Raw genomic sequence first — 19164 nt, 5'->3', positions numbered from 1 at the left:
ATGGAATCCAAGGTCCTTAAACCGATCCTCGCCGTATACGTCGGCCTGTTCATCCTGTTTCTTTATGGCCCGTTCATCGTTTTGGGCATCCTGTCCTTCCAGCAAGGCCCCGAAGGCGGTCCCCAGTTCCCGATCCTCTCCTGGTCAACCTACTGGTATCAGCACCTTTTCGGCCTGACGCCGCCCTCGCGGATCGCACCCTTGCCGGTTGGCGAAGCGCTGATCCGGTCATTGGTGCTGGCCTTCATGACAATGGTCACCTCGACTGTCCTTGGCGTCATGGCCGCACAGGCGTTTCGCAAACGGTTCCGCGGGTCGGGCATCGTGTTCTACCTGATTGTGCTGGGCATGATGGTGCCGGGCGTCCTGACGGGGCTGGGCACATCGCTGCTCGCCAACAATGTGCTGGGCATTGACCGGCACTGGTGGAGCACGGCGTTTCTCGCCCATGTGGTCTATACCTTCCCCTTTGCCTTCCTGGTGATGCTGGCGATCCTCAACCGCTTTGACGGATCGGTGGAGGAAGCCTCCTGGTCGCTGGGCGTGTCCCCCATCAGAACCTTCCGCAAGGTGACCTTTCCGCTGATTTTTCCGGGCGTGCTGTCGGCCATGCTCTTTGCCTTCACGCTGAGCTTCGACGAGTTCCCGCGCACCCTCTTTGCATCCGGGCGGGACCAGACCTTGCCGCTGGCGATCTACGGCACCTTCTCGGTCGAAATTCATCCCAACATCTTCGCTTTTGGCGTCATGACCACATTGTTCTCATTCGCGCTGCTATCGGTCTACGGCATCCTGATGGCGCTGAGCGTCCGGCGCGCCAAGAAGATGGCTATGCAGGAAGACATCGCATGAAAACCGTCATTATTACAGGCGCAGGATCCGGGATCGGACTTGCCGTCGCCACAAAGCTCGCGGCCCTCCGATACAATGTCGTCGTCAATGATTACGACGCCGAGGCCGCGGACCGCGCAGCAAAGGAGATCGGCGGCGTGGCCGTGCAAGGCGATGTCTCAAACGAGGCTGATGTCGCGCGCATGGTCGAGCGCTGCACCGAGGTATTCGGCGCGCCAACGCATCTGGTCAACAATGCAGGCCACGTTCATCAGTCGCGCTTCGTCGATCTGGAGCCTGCCGACTTTGACCGCATGATCGCGGTCCACTTGCGCGGCACCTATCTCTGCACCCGCGCGGTCCTGCCCGACATGTTGAAAAGAAAATCCGGTTGCGTGGTCAACATGGCGTCGCAACTGGGGCAGATCGGAGGAATTGAACTGGTCCACTACTCCGCCGCAAAGGCCGGGATCATCGCAATGACCAAGGCGCTGGCGCGCGAGGTCTCGACCGGGGGCGTGCGCGTCAACGCCGTGGCGCCCGGCCCGATCAACACGCCGCTCGTGCGCGCCCTGTCAGACGACTGGCGGTCGGCCAAGGCCGCCGAGCTGCCACTGGGCCACTTTGGCGAGCCGGAAGATGTGGCCGAAACCGTCGCATTCCTCTGTTCTGACGCTGCGCGGATATACGTAGGCCAGACCCTTTCCCCCAATTCCGGAGACGTAATGCTATGACCTCAATCGCTTTGATCACCGGCGCCGGAATTGGCATCGGACGGGCCACCGCCAAGGCGCTCGCCGCCCGCGGAGACCATGTCGTGGTCACCGATGTGCTGGAGGATGAGGGCCGCAATGTGGTGCAGGAGATCCGCAAGGCGGGCGGCGAAGCCGAATTTCAGCATCTTGATGTGACCGACACCCGGCGCGTCGATGCCGTGGTCAAGGACATCGAAACCCGTTTTGGCAGGATCGACACAATCGTCGCAAACGCGGGCATTGCGCACCGTGTTCCGCTCGAACACCTCACCGACGAGAAATGGGATCAGACCTTTGACATCGATCTCAAGGGGATGCTGCGGGTGATCCGCCCTGCCGCGGCCGGGATGAAGGCGCGCGGCAGCGGGGCGATTGTCTGTCTGTCGTCGATCATGGGCGTCGCTTATGGCTGGGACGAACATGTCCACTACTCCGCCGCGAAGGCGGGCGTGGTCGGGCTCGTGCGGGGGCTGGCGGTGGAACTGGGCCGGCACGGGGTGCGCGTCAACGGCGTGGCACCGGGCTACATCCGCACCGCTCAGCTGTTGTCAGAGAAACATTCACTTGGTCCCGAAGGTGCCAAAACAGTGGGCGATATCGTGCCCCTGGGACGCATCGGTCAGCCTGCCGACATTGCTGATGTTGTGGGTTTTCTCGCGTCCGATGCCGCGCGGTATCTGACGGGACAGGTCATTACCGTGGACGGTGGGCTGATGGTCGGGCGCTACTGAACACCAAAGGAAGGTCTGCCTTCCCAAAAACAACCAAAATCAAACGACCTCAACAAGGAGTATAACAGTGACACATGCGACTCTCTCTCGACGCAACTTTTTGAAGACCACAGCAGGCAGCGCCGCGCTTGCGGCTGGCGGGGTGCCGTTTCTCGGCGCGCAGCAGGCCTTTGCGGCTGAACTGGGCAACCAGGAATTGCGCACTGTCGGCCTGTCGGTGACGGTTCAGGAACGCATCCTGAACGACTTCAAACAGAAATCCGGCGTCGGCGCCGTCAGCGGCAAGGCCGACATCTTCCCCAACACCCAGACGGAAATCCTGTCCGGGTCAGATGCCTATGATTGCTGGGAAATCATCGGTGAACGCCTTGCGGCGATGGTTGCCACCGACAAGCTGGCACCGATTGAGGCCGCAAACCTCGAGAACTGGGCCGGGATCCGCGACACGTTCACCAAATCGTCCGACCGCTGGGACCTCAACCGTCAGATCGTTGGTCAGATCTGGGAAGACGAAAGCCAGACGCGCCTCAATATGGTGCCGACGGTCTACAATTTCGACTCCATTGGCTATCGCCCTGACCTTGTCGAAGCAGAGGAGGCCTCCAAATGGTCGTCGCTGTTCGATCCCAAATTCAAGGGCAAGACCGGCCTGAACGTTGACCCGCTGATTGCATTCGGTCAGGCGGTTCTGGCGATGAACGAATTGGGTCTGTTGGAAGTCTCCAACCCCGGCAACCCGGACGCCGAAGCCATTGAAGAAGCGGCAAAGTTCCTGATTGCCAAGAAGAAAGAAGGGCAGTTCAGAGCGCTTTGGGGGGACTTTGGCGAGCTGGTGAACCTGCTGGCATCGGGCGAGATGGTCATTGCCGACGCCTGGCAGCCTGCTGTCATGGCCGTCAAGGCGCAGGGCGTTGAATGCTCCTATGCGACGATGGAAAGCGGCTACCGTGGCTGGGCAATCGGGGTCGCCCCCCTCAAGACCTCGACGAACCTCGAAGCGGTCGCAGCCTACGCCGATTACTGGCTGTCCGGTCCCCCCGCCATCGCGGTGTCCGAACAGGGCTACTACTCCCCCACAACCAACGTCAAAAACGTCATGGACGCCGACAAATATGCCTTCTGGTACGAGGGCAAACCCTGGGTTGGCGCAACCGAGCGCGGTATCAAAGAGGGCGATCTGCGGGATGGCGGCTCGCTTGAGGAACGCGCCTCCAACGTCGCCTACTGGCACCAATGGCCGGATGAATACGACCTGCTCATTCAAAAATGGGACGAATTCCTTTCCGCATAACGCCCCCGGTTCAGCCGGCCAACCGGCTGAACCCACCCTTCCCTCTCCCCCCGAACAGGACGATTTCCCTTGGCCTACGATCTTCAGCTTACAAATGTCTTCAAGACCTACGACAATGGAACACCGGCCGTTATCGACTTCAATCTGGACGTCGATAAAGGGGAATTCATTGCATTCCTAGGCCCCTCGGGATGTGGGAAATCCACCACCCTGCGGATGATCTCGGGGTTCGAAACGGTCACCTCCGGCGATCTGATGATCCGCGGCAAACGCGTGAATGATCAACTGCCCGAAAAGCGCCCCACCTCGATGATCTTTCAGAACTACGCGCTGTTTCCGCATATGAATGTGCGCCAGAACGTGCTCTTTGGCCTTGAAGTCAAGAAGATGCCGCGCGGCGAAGCAAACCGCAAAGTCGATGAAATTCTTGAAAAACTGGGTCTGAGCAGCATTGCGGATATGGCGACCACCCGCCTGTCGGGGGGGCAGAGGCAGCGTATCGCGCTCGCCCGCTCGCTGGTGGTCGAACCCGACATCCTGTTGCTGGATGAACCGCTTGGCGCGCTTGATGCGAACCTGCGAAAAAGCATCCAGAATGAATTAAAACTCCTCCAGCGCGATCTTGGGATTACGTTTGTATTTGTGACCCACGCACAGTCCGAGGCGCTCGCCCTGTCGGACCGGATCGTGGTGATGAACGCAGGTCGGGTGGAACAGGTCAGCCCCCCGCGTGAACTCTATACCCGCCCCAGCAGCCAGTTCGTGGCCCGTTTTATCGGCTCCAACGCCATCCTGCCCGGAACCGTCCGGACACAACAGAACGGCACGGTGATGCTGGATACGGCCTTTGGCACCTTTGGCGGCGCCAACCGCGCAGGCCTCGACGCGCACCCGGGACGAGAGATGAGCATCATTCTGCCCGCCGAAGCGGTGGACCTTGTGCCCGCCGATGTGCCCGAGGATGACATCCGCGCCAGCTTTGGCTCCAACGCGATCCCCTGCACCATCGACAGCCTGCAGATCGTGGGCCACATCATGCATATGATCGTGCGTTTCGCCGACGGCAAACTGATCAATGTCGAAGGCCATGTGGACAAGTATCGCGACAGGCTCAAGGCCGGGGGGCGCGCGTTCATTGCGTGGAAGTCCGCCAATTCCACTGTCATCGACCATTGAGGGGGCTCAGATGGCTCCTCTGACCGCAAGCGATATTTCTGTTGGGCTGCGCTCCGGCAAACTTGACCCGGTGACCGTGACGGAGCAGGTTTTTGACCGGCTGGCGGCGCATGGCGACGATGCAATCTATATCGACACTCTGCGAGACCGGGCGATGACCGAGGCGCAGGCGTCGCGGCTGCGGTATCGGGCCGGCCTGCCCGCCAGCCCGCTCGATGGGGTGCCCGTTGCCTGGAAGGATCTGTTTGACCTCAAGGGCCGCGTGACCACCGCCGGGGCCGTGGTCACCAAAACCGATCCCGCGGCGACCACAGATGCGCCCGTGGTGGCGACGGCCCACCGGGCGGGCATGATCAGCACCGGCACGGTGAATATGACCGAGTTCGCCTATTCCGGTATTGGCCTCAACCCGCATTATGGCACCCCGCGCAATATCCATGCCCCTGCCGGACAGGCGCGCAGCCCCGGCGGATCGTCCTCGGCCTGCGGCGTGGTTGTGTCGGCTGGGATCGTGCCTCTCTCGATGGGTTCGGACACCGGCGGATCGGTGCGGATACCGGCCGCATTCAACGGGGTAGTCGGATACAAGACCTCGTTCGGACGCTACCCGATGGAGGGGGTATATCCGCTGGCCAGATCGCTCGACACGATCGGTCCGCTGGCCCACACCGTGACGGATTGTGCGCTGTTCGATGCGGTTCTGCGCGGCAAAGACGCGCCAGAGACCCCTTCCGCAGACCCGGCCACGCTCAACTTCGTTATTCCCGATGACGTCCTGCTCGGGGACCTGGCACCCGCCGTCGCCGTGAACTTTGACGCCACCGTATCGCGGCTGCAGGACGCAGGTTCCCGCATCCGGCGGATTTCCCTGCCCGAACTTTCCGAGCTGAGCGACCTGATCGCGCAACATGGTGTTCTGGCCGGTGCCGAGGCGCTGGCGCTGCATCGCGACCGGATCTCCGGAGCTGCAGCGCAGCAGATGGACGCCCGCGTGGTCCGGCGCATCAAACTGGCCGAGCGCATGAGTGCAGTCGACGTGCTTCTGCTTCAACAGGCCCGGACCCGGACCAAAGCCTCGACAGCCAGAGCCATCGGCACGGCCATCGTCTTGTGCCCGACCACGCCGACGACCGCGATGGAGACCGCCCCCCTGGAAGCGGATCAGGATGAATTCTTCCGCGCCAACGCCCTGACCCTGCGCAACACGTCGCTGGGCAATTTTCTGGATTGGTGCGGCGTTTCTATCCCCAATGGCACCGATGCGGACGGCATGCCCACCGGTTTTCTGCTCTCGGCGCCGACGGGCCAGGATACCGCCCTGCTGGCCGCGGCCATGGGATGCGAAGACATCATCCGCGGCTGACGCCGCCCTGACAGCACTTGGAAAAATCAGAGGAGACTGAGAAATGAGCAAGAAAATCTATTGTGCCTTTGGCACCGATATCGACTCCGTCGCGGGCCAGATCGGGTCCTATGGCGGGGGCGATTCCCCCAATGACATTCAACGCGGTATCTTCGCGACAGAGGTCGGGGTGCCGCGGCTGCTGCGCCTGTTCAAAAAATATGAGATGCGGACATCATTCTTCATTCCCGGCCACTCGCTTGAGACCTTCCCCAAGGAGATGGATATGATCGTCGAAGCCGGCCACGAGATCGGTGCCCACGGCTATCTGCACGAAAACCCCGTCGCGATGACCCCATCCCAGGAAGAGGACGTTCTGGTCAAGTCGATCGAGCTCATCAAAGGGCTCACCGGTGAGGCGCCAAAAGGCTATGTCGCCCCATGGTGGGAAATGTCCAACGTGACCGCGGCCCTCCTCGGCAAGTACGGCTTCTCCTACGACCACAGTCAAAGCTATCGCGACTTCCAGCCCTTCTATGCCCGCGTCGGTGACGAGTGGACCGTGATTGATTATTCCAAGACCGCTCAGGAGTGGATGCACCCGCTCAAACACGGCAAAGAGATCGACCTGGTGGACATTGGTGCGAACTGGTATGTCGACGACCTGCCCCCGATGATGTTCATCAAGAATGCGCCCAACAGCCACGGCTTTGTGAGCCCGCGCGACATCGAGCAGATGTGGAAAGATCAGTTTGACTGGGTTTACCGCGAGATGGAATACGGCGTGTTTCCGATCACCATCCACCCCGACGTTGCAGGCCGCCCGCAAGTGCTGCTGATGCTGGAGCGGCTGATCGACTATATCAATGAACATTCCGGCGTCGAATGGGTGGACTTCAACACCATCGCGGACGACTTCCGCAAACGCTTCCCCTTTGACAGCGACAAACGTCCCGAAGTGATCTGATCACCAGCGGGCAGCGCGCTCTGCGCTGCCCTATGCCCAAGCTATGAGGTCTCAAGATGTGCAACGCCTGTGGTTTTCCAACACGCCCCGGCCATTGGACCGACGCGGGAGCGGATAATGCCGGCGACCGTCTGCGGCTGCAAATGCGGCGCGCGCAGATTTTGAACCGGTTGCTCAACAGCTATGGGCTGAGCGCCCGACCGCCCGGTCACGGACCGGGTTTCGCGCTGTCTTCTTTCACCGGCCGGACTGCTCTGCTGCCCGATCTCGAAGCCGTCTGGGAAGAGGCCGCACGTCAGATCGGCGCTCCTATTGACCCGCTTGCCCCGCGCTTTACCGCAGCGCCCGCCGCCCCCCAATGACCACGCAAACCGACGACGGCCGCCTGCGCCTGACCATCCTGGGAGGCTACCTGGGATCGGGAAAGACGACGTGGCTGCGCCATCAATTGTTCGAGGGCCACTTTCCCGCGGCTCATATCCTCGTGAACGAAGCGGCCCTGACACCCGTTGACGATACGTTGCTCGCCGCGCAGGCCGCCAGCATGACGCTGCTCGTTGGGGGCTGCGCCTGCTGCACCGGCAAAGAGGATCTGATCGCCGCATTGCGGGCCCTGTGTGACACCCGAAGCCGCCAAAGCGCCAAAGCGCGCGGCAGCAATCACATCATCCTTGAGACCAGCGGTCTTGCCGATCCTGCTGCCATTCTGACTGCGATCCAGTCCGACGGGGTGCTGGTGCATCATATCCGTGCGGTCCAGACCATCGTGCTTGTGGACGCGCTCCACGCGGTCAAACAGCTGCACAGCGAACACCTGAGCCGCGCACAGATTGAGGCTGCCGACCGCATTATCCTGACCAAGGTTGACACCGTCACCGACCCTACACTCGCGGCCGTCAAATCGACTGTGAAACAGCTGAACCCCGGTGCAAAAATCGAGGCGGCGGCGAAGGGCCTTGCCGTCTGCCTGCCGAACCTGCCGGAGGCCAAAGCCTATGCACTGCCGCTGTTGTCAGACGGCACCGCTCCGATCCTCCCCACCAGGATCGAGATCCCTCCGGATGTGGACTGGGCCACGTTCTCGGTCTGGCTCTCGGCCCTGCTCTATGCGCGCGGAGACGACCTGGTGCGGGTCAAAGGTGTGTTCGACACGCCCGCGGGCCCGCTTTTGCTGCAGGCAGTGCGAAAATCCGTCCAGCCGCCCGAACGTCTTCCCACCGCGGATCACGACCACCGAAACCAGATTGTCTTTATCGGTCGCGGCTATGAAAGCGAAGATCTCCGCAACTCACTTGCCTATTTCAGGGGTAAAAGTTCAGCCACGATCTGAGCCGCGTCGGTGTTTGCGCCGTTTGGCGAGGGTTTGCGTGATGAGGGGCACCGGCCAGCGCCCTGGTCCGGCTGTGGCGATGCGTTTCGATCAGTTTTCGGATCACTACATGAAGGTCACCGACGAAAAAGGAGGTCAGTCCTTCGAAATCTACGGCCCTGAGTTTCTACGGGAATACGTCAGCTCCCTCCCGAAAAAGGGAGCCCATCTGATGGCGCGTAATCTGACGCAGCCACTTGGATATGACGCTGTGCAAAAGAAATTCGCGGCATGGCGCAAAAATCTGGGTGATGAGGCCAGGGCGTTTACCCTGCATGGCCTGCGCAAACTCGCGATTATCGAGCTGGCAGAGGCAGGAGCGACCGACGCCGAGATCCAGGCGGTGACCGGACAGAGCGCGGAAATGGTGGCCTACTATAGAAAAAAGCCAGCCGAAAGACTTTGAGTCGGGCGGCTCAAAGCCGCAGAGACCAGAACGGGAACAGAACGTGACTGTGGGTATCGGCTGTGGGTAACACCAGTCAAGCCAGCCCTGAACGAAAAACCGCCGATCTTGCGACCGGCGGTTTTCTCTAGCGAAAGCAATGCTTTGCGATGGTACCCAAGGCCGGACTCGAACCGGCACGCTGTCACCAGCGGGGGATTTTGAATCCCCTGCGTCTACCATTCCGCCACTTGGGCCTGAGGCATTTCCTACCGTCGCTTTTGCCCAAGGTCCAGAGGCAAAATTACGCAAGAGAGAGGAAAGTGACGGAAAATCCGACCCGTCGCGCACTGTTGAGTTGACGCCCGGGCCGACCCATGCGACCCCGGCTGCGATGATCTGCAGTTTGGACTTTATGTCACTGATGTTACGCCCCCTTTATGACCGCACGATGGCTCTGGCCGATCATCCCAAGGCGCTGTGGTGGCTGGCTGCCGTCGCTTTTGTGGAAAGCTCCGTCTTTCCGATCCCGCCCGATGTCCTGATGATCCCGATGATCCTGGCGCGGCCATCGCGCGCCTGGCTCATTGCGCTGGTTGCTCTGCTGGCCTCGGTTGCAGGCGGGCTTCTGGGCTATGTGATCGGGGCGTTCTTCTACGACAGCATCGGTCAGCCCATCCTTGAGGCCATGGGCAAGGCAGACAAGATGGCGGAGTTCAATACCCGCTTCAACGATTTCGGGTTCTGGGCCGTGCTGATCGCCGGTGTGACACCCTTTCCCTACAAGGTCATTACCATCATGTCCGGCTGGACCGGCATGCCAATTGTGACTTTCGTGGCGACGTCGCTGCTGGCCCGGTCGCTGAGGTTCTTTCTGGTCGGGGGGCTGTTGTGGAAATTCGGCGCTCCGGTGCGGGACTTCATTGAAAAACGGCTTGGACTGGTCTTTACCGTCTTCTGTGCCCTCCTGCTGGGTGGCTTTCTTGTTCTGAGGTATCTATGACGTTCAGCCGATTTCTTGTTTTGCTGGCCGCAGGCGGATCTGCGGCGCTGCTTCTTGGGGCCTTCGCGTTTCAGCATATCGGCGAGCTCGCGCCCTGCAAGATGTGCATCTGGCAACGCTATCCCCATGCTGCCGCCGTTGGCTTCGGGGCGCTGGCCCTGGTGATCCCGGGTGCCATCCTGCCCTATCTCGGGGCGCTGGCCGCATTCACGACCGCAGGCATCGGTGCCTTTCATGCCGGAGTGGAACGTGGCTGGTGGGAGGGGCCGACAACATGCACCTCCGGGCCGATAGAGGGGCTAAGCAGCGAAGAGCTGATGAACCAGATCATGTCCGCGCCCCTTGTGCGCTGCGACGACATACCCTGGGAAATGCTGGGCCTGTCGATGGCAGGCTGGAACGCAGTCCTGTCGTTGGGCTTGGCGGCGCTCTGGATCGCGGCGGCACGGTCTGTGCGCTGACCACGAACCCCCGTACAGCTGCCCCGGATCACAGATCCCCTGGGCCCGTTCCGAACCTATGACCCGCTCGAAATTTCAGACCCGGCTGTCCTTCTTTGTCGCCAGCAGAAGGTTCGTCTCGCTGGTCACTACACCATCAAACATGCGGATCTTGGCGAGCGCTTCATCCAGCGTCTCAAGGGTTTCGGTTCCAAGCTCAAGGATCAGATCCCAACGCCCGTTGGTTGTGTGGATGGCCCGGACCTCCGGCAGCCCCTGAAGCTGACGGGTAATCCGCGCCGTGCCCCGGCCTTCGATCCCGATCATCATCAGCCCTCTGATCGGATCACGGAGCACGTCTTCTTTCAGCACCACTGTAAACCCGAGCACGTCTCCACGGGCCTGCAGGCGTTCAATCCGGCTGCGTACGGTGGTACGGGACAATTCCAGTTGCAACGCAAGGTCAGACAGCGACGCCCGGGCGTCATGACGCAGCGCACTGATCAGGCGTTCATCCGTTTTGTCCATATTTGGCCTCCGTTTTGAATTTTCTTCTCCCCTTATGAGCAATTTGCCCTCTGTTTTCCACCTCAATTCGGAGAAATATCAGGGGCAGACCAAATCACGGAGAGCCGTATGTCCACTCGTCATTGTATTCTTGTTGGTGCGCCCGTTGACAGCGGCAAGCGGCGTGCGGGGTGCCTCATGGGGCCAGACGCCTACCGGACCGCCGGTCTCGCAGCCGCGCTTGAGAGCCTGGGTCACACGGTCGAAGACATCGGCAATGTCATCCCTGCCCCCCACGCGCCCGACGACGGCTCTGGTAAACTGTACCAGCCCAACCTGACCCGCGCCTGGACCGAGAGCCTGTCCGAGGCCGCCGAAGCCGCGATGGCGCGCGGTGTCCCGATCTTTCTCGGGGGCGACCATGCTCTTGCGCTGGGGACTGTGCGCGGGGTGGCAAATCATGCGGCCACGGTGGGCCGTCCGCTCTTCGTGCTCTGGCTGGATGCCCATTCAGACTACCATACGCTCGACACAAGCGATTCCGGTAACCTGCACGGCACCCCGGTCAGCTACTTCACCAATCGCGCGCCCTTTGAGGGGTTTCCCCCGGTTCCGCATCCGGTACCGCCTGAGAACGTCTGCATGATCGGGCTCCGCTCTGTGGATACGGCAGAGCGCGAGGCGATGGAGACGGTCGGTATCCGCCGCCATGACATGCGCGACATCGATGAAAACGGCATTGCCCGCCCGCTGACCGGTTTTCTGGAGCGGGTCGCCGAGCAGAACGGGATGTTGCATGTGTCACTGGACGTGGATTTCCTCGACCCGTCCGTGGCTCCGGCGGTCGGCACCACGGTGCCCGGTGGCGCCACCGTCCGCGAAGGTCACCTCGTCTGCGAGATCCTGCACGATTCCGGGCTAATGACCTCGATGGATCTGGTCGAGCTGAACCCCTTCCTCGACGATCGCGGGCGGACGGCCCATCTGATGGTGGATCTCTGTGCCTCCTCCATGGGACGACGGGTCTTTGACCGCCCCACCCGAAGCTACAACGCGTGATCAGCCGGGGCACCGCGCCGGACCTCTTGTGAAAGGACATTGAAATGACCCAACCCTCAGACAAGGCCCTGGTCCCTTTTGTCAGCGTCGACAATATGATGCGGCTCACTCATCATGTCGGCGTGGAGCAGATGCTGCGGGATCTGGCCGACTATATAGAGGCGGATTTCAAGCGCTGGGAGCTGTTTGACAAGACGCCGCGGGTCGCCAGCCATTCGGATGTCGGGGTGATCGAGTTGATGCCGACCTCCGACGGCGAGGCCTATGGGTTCAAATATGTGAACGGGCATCCCAAGAACACTTCCGAAGGTTTGCAGACGGTGACCGCATTCGGGCTGCTGGCGGATGTATACACCGGCTATCCGGTCCTGCTCACCGAAATGACCATCCTGACCGCGCTTCGCACGGCTGCGACCTCGGCCATGGTGGCGAAATATCTCGCGCCCAAAGGGGCCCACACAATGGCGATGATTGGCAATGGCGCCCAGTCGGAGTTCCAGACCCTCGCGATGAAATCGATCTGTGGAATTGATGCCGTGCGCCTCTATGATATCGATCCCGCCGCATCCGAGAAATGTGCAACGAACCTCGCAGGCCTCGGTGTCGATGTGACCATCTGCAAAACACCGGAACAGGCGATCGAAGGCGCGCAGATCCTGACCACCTGCACCGCCGACAAGCAATGCGCGACGATCCTGACCGACAATATGGTCGGCAGCGGTGTTCATATCAACGCGATTGGTGGCGATTGCCCGGGCAAGACAGAACTGGCAGCAGCCATTCTCAATCGCTCTGATGTATTTGTGGAATACCCGCCACAAACCCGCATCGAGGGCGAAATACAGCAGATGGGTGCGGATTTCGCCGTGACCGAGCTGTGGGAAGTCATCCTTGGCAGGAAACCGGGCCGCACGGGCGAACGTCAGATAACCCTCTTTGACAGTGTCGGTTTCGCGATCGAGGATTTCTCGGCGCTGCGGTATATCCGGGATCGTATCGCGGGCACCGGCTTTTTTGTCGACCTCGACATGCTGGCAGATCCCGACGACCCGCGCGACCTCTTTGGCATGGTTCAGCGGGCCCAGGTCTGACAGCAAAAAATCGGTGGGGGTGGTCCGCAGGGCGGCTGGCCAACCCCACGCCGCATCACTCAGTCGCCTGACAGCGCCTTGATGGCCGCATCGGACCGTGGCCCGAGGCCATCGCGGTCTTCCCGGCTCGCGTCTGGCCAGATCTCAGCGGCGATGGTCCGGAACCGGATCCCCGCATCAAGGAGCGCCTGTAGCACTGCCTCTTTGGGGTAGCTTTGCGGATCCATATCCTCGCCGCTGATGGTGATCCTGTCGTCCTCGGCGTTCAGGGTCACCTCCTGCGCCGTGCCCCAGCTGGCATAGGGGGCGGGCTCGCCGGCCAGGAGTTTGATCACCGCATCAAAGCAAAACGCGGGCATCATGAAAAACAGCGGATCATCGATGTCGTACAGAGCGTCCTTTGATTTGATCGTCAGCCTGCCCTCCTGCAGGTAGCTGACATCGAACGCGTCGGGCTCGCGTGCCAAAATCCCGGGCAGCTCTTGCTCCGGCACGATACGATCCGGTCCCAGGATCACTTCAAATTCGACGGATACGGGGTTCGCAGTCATACGCTCGGCCTCATATATTCAGCGCGTCCTTGATGGCGTGCATGTCCTTGTTGTGTACCTTCTGCAGGTTTGGTCCGCTAACAGGAAAGAACTGCCCGACGTAGGTTTTTGGAGGGGTATCGGTGCTGCCGGGGTCCGGGTTGAAACCGATCTTGCTGGTGACCGGCTGCACATGACCGTCGGCGTCGGTATATGAGCCGTTGACCGGCGAAAAATACCCGTAGTTCCCGGTGAGGTCGTCCACATCTTCCGGTGGGCTTCGGCGGGCCGTGACACCATCCGGGCGCAGAAGGTTTGTGTCCGGACTGCCGCCCCCGAGCATCCGCTGATAGGGAGGAGGGCCACCGGGGAACCCTTCGAGCGATTTGGTGACCGCCTCGCTGATTTCGGCGCAGCCCACGTCGCGCGGATAGAGCGTCACGGGCGTGTTGGCGTTGATCGAGAGCAGCTGGAACTTGTGATTCTTGCGCGTGTGCCGTTCCAACACATGGTCAGCACGTAGATTGGTCGCCGCCTTGCCGGATGGGGTCAGAGCCACGGTTTGCTGGCTCGGCGGGACAGTTTCACATTCAAACGACGCAGCCGTATAGATCAGCGTGTTCAAATCCAGCTTGGGCGTCATTCCGGTCTGGGGCGCTCCGTCCCGGGCGTTCAGCTTGTCAAAGAAACAGGTCTTCAGATCGGAAGGGTTCCCGTTCCGGGTGCTGCCCGCAAACATGATGTTGCGCAGCCCCTTGCCCGGTTGCATCGGCGCGCCGTCAGCAGAGGGTTCAAGGACCCAGTCCGGCGCAGAATCGATCGCATCCAGCGTGGTCTTCAGATCCGCCATGTGATCGCCGCCGGTCATGAAGGCGTCATAGATCCCCCGGAGCGCGCCACCCGCTTTTGCAGAGCCGTCCTTCGGCGCAATGCCATAGCGCATGATGCTCGCCAGTCGCGACTCCTTGCCGGTGGCATCCCGTTGGCTGAGCCCGCCATCATCGAGCAGTTTCTTGAATTTCGGGGCATCGGTGGTGCCGCTGAAACCGGCGAGCATATCGATCAGAACCCCGGGCGCCTTGGTGCCGGTTCCGTCCGCTGCACCATCGGGATCGGCAAGACATCCGTGTTTGTAGAGATCGCCCAGCACCGCCGGATACCGGCCAAGATCCCCGGCAATCATCACCCCCTTGAAGTCGGCAAGCGCATTGGGGGAGGCCGTGGTGTCATTCAGCGCCGCCAGAAGGGTCGTCAACCCGGTCGGGTCACCATCGCACCCCACCGCAAACAACTGGGCGAGACAGTCCTTTTCAGTCCCATTGGCATGCCCGCCGCCGTCCAGTGTCCCAAATCCTCCGTCTTGCAGGAGGTTCTTCAAATTCAAACCGTTGGGGGCAGTGCTCAACGCGGTCGTCAGCGCCTTGAGACGGCCCGCCTCCGCCTTGCATCCGGTGCCGATCAGATGCCCGAGCACCTCGGGATCCTGACACAGGCCGCTGTCTTGGATGGTTTGTTTCAATCCTGCGCATGCCGCCGAATCCATACCGGCGCAGAGAGCCGCAAAGGCGGCGCAGCTTTGACTGGCGTAGTCACTGTCCGATTGCCCGACAGAGCGCGGACCGCCCGCGAACTTCAACATGAACCCAAGGCATTTGGGATCTGTATCTTCGGGACCAGCCAGACCGTCCGTGCCGGCGAGGCCGCCGGTGGTCAGCATCTGTTTCAGCCCCTTCATGGCCCCCGCGTCCGCCATTGACTGGCCCAGCCGGATCACTTCGGCCGGATCCCCGTCGCAGCCTGTGGCAATCAGCGCACCGAGCGTATCCGGCGCCTCCCCGAGGCCTCCCATTTCGACCATTTGCTTGAGCCGGAGGCGGTCACCCTCCTCGGAAAACCCTTTGCAGAAGTCCCGGAATTTCTCCGCATTTCCTGCGCATCCGACCTGCAGAATCGCTTGCAAGGCTTTGGGTTTGCTTTCTAATCCAGACTCAGAGGTCAGCGCTTTGAACGCAGCTATATCCGTGCCGAAAGCCGCGTGAAGATCGCTCACCCCACGCCCGTCCCCCGTCTTCAACAGCTCGGCCACGAAGGAGGTGCCAAAGTCCGTGCAGATTGCAAAGATCTCGGCCTCGGTCTTTCCGCTCTCGGTGAGTTTTTTCACCGCAGCCTCACCGCCAAGATCCTTCATCGCCGTTTTGAACGCAGCGGCGCCGCCGAATGCATCCGCCAGCGACAGCAGCTTTTCGGCAGAGAGCGTTTTCGCAACCGAGCCCAATTCCTCGGCGGCAAAGACCTTGAGCAATTCGGAAACTGCCTTGCGCCCGCCGAACCTCGCTTCGAACTCCGCATAGTCGTCGAGGGTGGTGCCGGCGGCGGTGCACAGCGCCTCGATGCTGTCGCTGCCGCCAAGAGAGGCCAGTTCCTCTGCCACCTCGTCCGCCAGGCGCAAAAGATCCGTGCAGGCGTCATCCGCGGCCTGATTTCTGTCCGTGGTGATCGGCGGCTCAAGCGCGGTGTCCAGCCGGTTGCGCGCGTCGCTCAGGCGTGTCTTTTGATCGGCAAGATAGCCGGTTTCCGTGACAGCCGCGCCCTTGTCCCGGATGCGTTGGTGTTCCTCCGTCCGCAGTTTGACGGCCTGCGCGATCTCCTCCGTGACCAGGCGCAGCTCCGCCAGCGCCTGCCCGGCCGTTCCCAGTGCCTCGTCCGTCAACGGATCCGATGTCAGGGCGCTGTCGATTCGCGTGCGAATCTCGGCGATCCGTGCGGCCTCACCGCTGTCCCATCCCACCACATCGTCACAGGACCCGGCCGCGTCGCGACATTCCCGGGCCCGCGTGGCCCGCGCAGTCACCGTTGCTGTCACCTCTGCGATCCTCTGGCGCAGATCCACCAAACCGGTCTCTGCAAGGTCCAGTGCTCCGGGCGTCATCGGGTCGGTCTGCAGCGTCAGGGCAATCTTGTCGCGTTGAGCCATGATCGTGGAGTGTTCTCCAGAGACGCATCCCGCGGGCGGCATCAGGCTGGTCAAGTCGTCGGACAGGCTCTCTCGCCGCTCAAAACGGTCGCCAACCCGCCGTCGCACCGTATCCAGAACGGGTCCAAGCGCAGCGATATCTTCCTCAATCTGACGCAGCCGATCCTCAGTGGCCTCCCCAATCTCGGCGCTCAGGCGGTGGGCCGTCGCCAAGACGTCTGACAGCTCATCCGCAAGCGCCCCCGCGACCAGCATCTGCGCCGTTGCATCGGCGGGCACGACCCGGCGCAACGCCGTCATCACCCGGCCCCGCAAGGCCTCTGTTTCAACCGCCTGCGGATCCGGGACATCGAGATCGATTTCGATGTTCATCAGACGGGCAACCTCGGTCAACCAGGCGAGATCCTCCGCGTCGGAGAGATCGTCAAGCGGCTCTCCCATCCTAGGCCTCCTTGTCGCCGTGATCGCCGGCAAGCGACAGATCGATGGATTTCAGCGCCCGGGCCAAGGTGCTGCGGACGTTGACCTTGACACCGAGCGGATTGGTTTCCAGCAGCGGCAGGAGCTTGTCCGACTTCAGGAACTCCAGCATGTCGGACCGCGCTTTCCTGAGATTTTTGAGCGCCGTCGCCCGGGTGGCCTCCGTTGCGGTGTCCATGTCCATGAGAGCGGCCTGAAGGCGCACCAGACGGTTGCCGGTTATGCCATTGAATCCGGCATCGGCAACACGCTGAAACAGGGGGTGTGTTCTGGACCGCATCGCGGCCTGCAGCGCCGAAAACTGAACATCAACGCTTTCTCGTGCCGATTGCCAAATTGGCAGAAGACGCGCGCCGGACGACCCACCTGCCCCACCTGCCGCTGCGGCTGTCCGGCCATGCTCGGCAAGGGCCTGTTCGACCCCTGCGAGGGTTTCGGCTGCCGACACCGTTTCCGACGCGCGCAGGTGTGAGGTTGCATCCTCAAGTGATCTACTGAGCCGAGATTGCACTCCGGCGTCCGAAACCGCAGCCACGGCTTGCTTCAGGGCCTTCAGGCGCGGGATCAATTGCAGGATCGCCTCTTTGTCAGCCGACCGCTTGGCGCCGGGCCTCTCCTCAACCTTGGTGATCGCGGCCTCGATCACGTCGATCCGCTCCGACGCGGCTGCGAGGTCTCCGGAGGTGATCAGGGCCTCTGTCTGGGCGATAGCAGACTGCAGCTTTGTCTGGGCATCGCCAGGCAATGTCGCCAGCCGTGACCGCTGCGCCTCCAGTCTGCTTGCAATGTCCTGCGCATCCAATGGCTCCGGCGTTGGGACCGGGGCCCTTTGCGAGGCGACAACGACCGACGGACCCGCGGTCTCCTCCATCAGCTCGGGATCCTCCGCGATATTGTCCTCGATGTCAGAGTCGAGAATGTTTCCATCGCGGTCCAGAACCTGAACATTCAACGATACCTTGTTGAATTTCAGGTATTTCTTCACCTGCTTTGCCAGCGCGGGAAGGATGCGGTCACAGGTCAGGATCAGGCATGTCCCGTCGACCTCAGCAGAGCCAAAAGCGACCTTCGCTCCGGCCCCCTCCTTTTTCGCCACCTTGGCGATCAGGGCCGGTTCCCGTTTCCGGTGCATCCCAAGGTAGTGTTCTGAGTTGGATTTTCCGGGATTGAAGGCAAAAGCAACAGGCTGTTTCCGCGCGAATTTGACCATCGTCTTGAGTTCGGGACCGGAGACGGCGAAATCGACCATGCGAGCGTCAGCTCCTTTGAAAACTGGACCGGTGAATTAAAGTGACGCTCAGACTAATCGCCTCATGGTAATATGCAATAATTTTTGCGCGGGCGGACGGTCCGCGCTGGTGTATAACTCCGGTAGACCATGGAACCATCTGTTCACGCTGGCTTTCGCCGCGAAACTGCAGCGTCTCAGGCGTCGAGCTCACTATCCCAATACAGATAGTCGATCCAACTGTCGTGCAGGTAGCCCGGCGGAAACTTCCGGCCGACATTGCGCAACTCTTCTGCGGCAGGACGGCGGGGCGGTTTGCGCAGGTTCATGCCCGCACGGTGCAGTGACTTGGACCCTTTCTTGAGGTTGCACTTGGAACAGGCGGCCACCACATTCTCCCAACTGGTCACCCCGCCGGCCGCACGGGGGACCACGTGATCAAACGTCAGATCTCCCTTGGCGCCGCAGTACTGGCAATGAAACTCATCCCTCAGAAATAAATTAAAGCGCGTGAAGGCCACGCGCTTTTGAGGTTTTACATAGTCTTTCAGTACAACGACCGAAGGTATTCGGATTTCAGTACTGGGGCTGCGCACCACTTCGTCATACTCGGCCACAATGGCCACCCGGTCGAGCCAGGCCGCCTTGACCGCATCCTGCCAGGGCCACAGCGACAATGGATAATACGACAAGGGACGATAATCCGCATTCAACACCAGCGCCGGGTGCTGTTTCAGAGCGCTCGGCTCTCGTACGAATTCAGTCCTGAAGTCACCGTCCATATATGTCACCCTCGTCCTGCTTGCCACCACCTGGCACCAAAGCGGAGACCACGCTCCAGATTACGTTTGACTATATATCGTGGCCGAGACCTGACAAGCCCCCACGACACACCAGATATCGTGTGAAATAGGATGATTCCGTTACAGGGGCATGACAGTTATCCACAGCGCAAAAAACGGGCACAAAAACCGCCGTCCGGATCCGTGCCACTCTTTCGCGAAG

Annotated in this window: 19 protein-coding genes and 1 tRNA gene; 14 read left to right on the top strand and 6 right to left on the bottom strand. The window is 61.2% G+C overall.

Annotation, left to right across the window (positions count from 1 at the left end; all coding sequences use genetic code 11):
* The 10 genes from FGE21_RS05235 (at window position 1) to FGE21_RS05190 (ending at window position 8868) form a co-directional block, all read left to right on the top strand.
* Complete coding sequence (locus FGE21_RS05235; RefSeq protein WP_139662235.1) at window positions 1–852, top strand: ABC transporter permease; 852 nt, start codon at window positions 1–3, stop codon at window positions 850–852.
* The gene (locus FGE21_RS05230; protein WP_139662234.1) at window positions 849–1565 is read left to right on the top strand and encodes an SDR family NAD(P)-dependent oxidoreductase; all 717 of its coding nucleotides are present in this window, start codon (window positions 849–851) and stop codon (window positions 1563–1565) included. Before FGE21_RS05235 ends, FGE21_RS05230 begins: the two co-directional genes overlap by 4 nt.
* Window positions 1562–2317 (top strand): SDR family NAD(P)-dependent oxidoreductase, encoded by a 756-nt coding sequence (locus tag FGE21_RS05225; protein ID WP_139662233.1) that lies wholly within the window; start codon window positions 1562–1564, stop codon window positions 2315–2317. The genes FGE21_RS05230 and FGE21_RS05225 overlap by 4 nt, the downstream gene beginning before the upstream one ends.
* A gap of 67 nt (window positions 2318–2384) precedes the next feature.
* Window positions 2385–3608 carry a PotD/PotF family extracellular solute-binding protein gene (locus FGE21_RS05220; protein ID WP_139662232.1) on the top strand — a complete coding sequence of 408 codons (1224 nt, stop codon included), beginning with the start codon at window positions 2385–2387 and terminating at the stop codon, window positions 3606–3608.
* Window positions 3609–3677: 69 nt separating this feature from the next.
* The gene (locus tag FGE21_RS05215; RefSeq protein ID WP_139662231.1) at window positions 3678–4784 is read left to right on the top strand and encodes an ABC transporter ATP-binding protein; all 1107 of its coding nucleotides are present in this window, start codon (window positions 3678–3680) and stop codon (window positions 4782–4784) included.
* 10 nt (window positions 4785–4794) lie between these two features.
* Entirely contained in the window at window positions 4795–6147 is a 1353-nt protein-coding gene (locus FGE21_RS05210; protein WP_139662230.1) for an amidase, read from the top strand.
* 43 nt (window positions 6148–6190) lie between these two features.
* Entirely contained in the window at window positions 6191–7093 is a 903-nt protein-coding gene (locus tag FGE21_RS05205; protein ID WP_139662229.1) for a polysaccharide deacetylase, read from the top strand.
* Window positions 7094–7149: 56 nt separating this feature from the next.
* Window positions 7150–7455 carry a hypothetical protein gene (locus FGE21_RS05200; protein WP_139662228.1) on the top strand — a complete coding sequence of 102 codons (306 nt, stop codon included), beginning with the start codon at window positions 7150–7152 and terminating at the stop codon, window positions 7453–7455.
* Complete coding sequence (locus FGE21_RS05195; RefSeq protein ID WP_139662227.1) at window positions 7452–8423, top strand: GTP-binding protein; 972 nt, start codon at window positions 7452–7454, stop codon at window positions 8421–8423. Before FGE21_RS05200 ends, FGE21_RS05195 begins: the two co-directional genes overlap by 4 nt.
* Window positions 8359–8868 carry a tyrosine-type recombinase/integrase gene (locus FGE21_RS05190; protein ID WP_139662226.1) on the top strand — a complete coding sequence of 170 codons (510 nt, stop codon included), beginning with the start codon at window positions 8359–8361 and terminating at the stop codon, window positions 8866–8868. Before FGE21_RS05195 ends, FGE21_RS05190 begins: the two co-directional genes overlap by 65 nt.
* Before the next feature lie 150 nt (window positions 8869–9018).
* Here the strand turns inward: FGE21_RS05190 and FGE21_RS05185 are convergent.
* Window positions 9019–9104, bottom strand: a tRNA-Leu gene (locus FGE21_RS05185).
* 167 nt (window positions 9105–9271) lie between these two features.
* On the opposite strand from FGE21_RS05185, the gene FGE21_RS05180 reads away from it, so the two are divergent.
* Complete coding sequence (locus FGE21_RS05180) at window positions 9272–9850, top strand: YqaA family protein (RefSeq protein ID WP_139662225.1); 579 nt, start codon at window positions 9272–9274, stop codon at window positions 9848–9850.
* The gene (locus FGE21_RS05175; protein ID WP_139662224.1) at window positions 9847–10311 is read left to right on the top strand and encodes a disulfide bond formation protein B; all 465 of its coding nucleotides are present in this window, start codon (window positions 9847–9849) and stop codon (window positions 10309–10311) included. The genes FGE21_RS05180 and FGE21_RS05175 overlap by 4 nt, the downstream gene beginning before the upstream one ends.
* 75 nt (window positions 10312–10386) lie before the next feature.
* Here the strand turns inward: FGE21_RS05175 and FGE21_RS05170 are convergent, their stop codons facing one another.
* Window positions 10387–10818 carry an Lrp/AsnC family transcriptional regulator gene (locus tag FGE21_RS05170; RefSeq protein ID WP_139662223.1) on the bottom strand — a complete coding sequence of 144 codons (432 nt, stop codon included), beginning with the start codon at window positions 10816–10818 and terminating at the stop codon, window positions 10387–10389.
* A 108-nt stretch (window positions 10819–10926) separates the two neighbouring features.
* Between FGE21_RS05170 and rocF the strand changes: the two genes are divergently transcribed.
* Both rocF and FGE21_RS05160 read left to right on the top strand, forming a co-directional pair.
* Window positions 10927–11856, top strand: a complete 930-nt coding sequence (rocF, locus tag FGE21_RS05165) for an arginase (protein ID WP_139662222.1) — start codon at window positions 10927–10929, stop codon at window positions 11854–11856.
* A gap of 44 nt (window positions 11857–11900) precedes the next feature.
* Complete coding sequence (locus FGE21_RS05160; protein WP_139662221.1) at window positions 11901–12947, top strand: ornithine cyclodeaminase; 1047 nt, start codon at window positions 11901–11903, stop codon at window positions 12945–12947.
* Window positions 12948–13006: 59 nt separating this feature from the next.
* Here FGE21_RS05160 and FGE21_RS05155 read toward each other — a convergent pair whose 3' ends face one another.
* The 4 genes from FGE21_RS05155 to FGE21_RS05140 all read right to left on the bottom strand — a co-directional run bounded on the left by FGE21_RS05155 (window position 13007) and on the right by FGE21_RS05140 (window position 18941).
* Window positions 13007–13498 carry a hypothetical protein gene (locus FGE21_RS05155; protein ID WP_139662220.1) on the bottom strand — a complete coding sequence of 164 codons (492 nt, stop codon included), beginning with the start codon at window positions 13496–13498 and terminating at the stop codon, window positions 13007–13009.
* A 10-nt stretch (window positions 13499–13508) separates the two neighbouring features.
* Entirely contained in the window at window positions 13509–16892 is a 3384-nt protein-coding gene (locus tag FGE21_RS05150) for a hypothetical protein (protein ID WP_139662219.1), read from the bottom strand.
* 1 nt (window position 16893) lies between these two features.
* Entirely contained in the window at window positions 16894–18180 is a 1287-nt protein-coding gene (locus FGE21_RS05145) for a hypothetical protein (protein ID WP_139662218.1), read from the bottom strand.
* A gap of 176 nt (window positions 18181–18356) precedes the next feature.
* Entirely contained in the window at window positions 18357–18941 is a 585-nt protein-coding gene (locus FGE21_RS05140) for an HNH endonuclease (RefSeq protein ID WP_139662298.1), read from the bottom strand.
* Window positions 18942–19164 lie beyond the last annotated feature (223 nt).

Origin of the sequence: Phaeobacter sp. B1627 (assembly GCF_006265095.1) — a bacterium.
In the GTDB taxonomy this organism is placed as follows: domain Bacteria; phylum Pseudomonadota; class Alphaproteobacteria; order Rhodobacterales; family Rhodobacteraceae; genus Epibacterium.
This window is presented reverse-complemented; position numbering and strand designations above follow the sequence as displayed.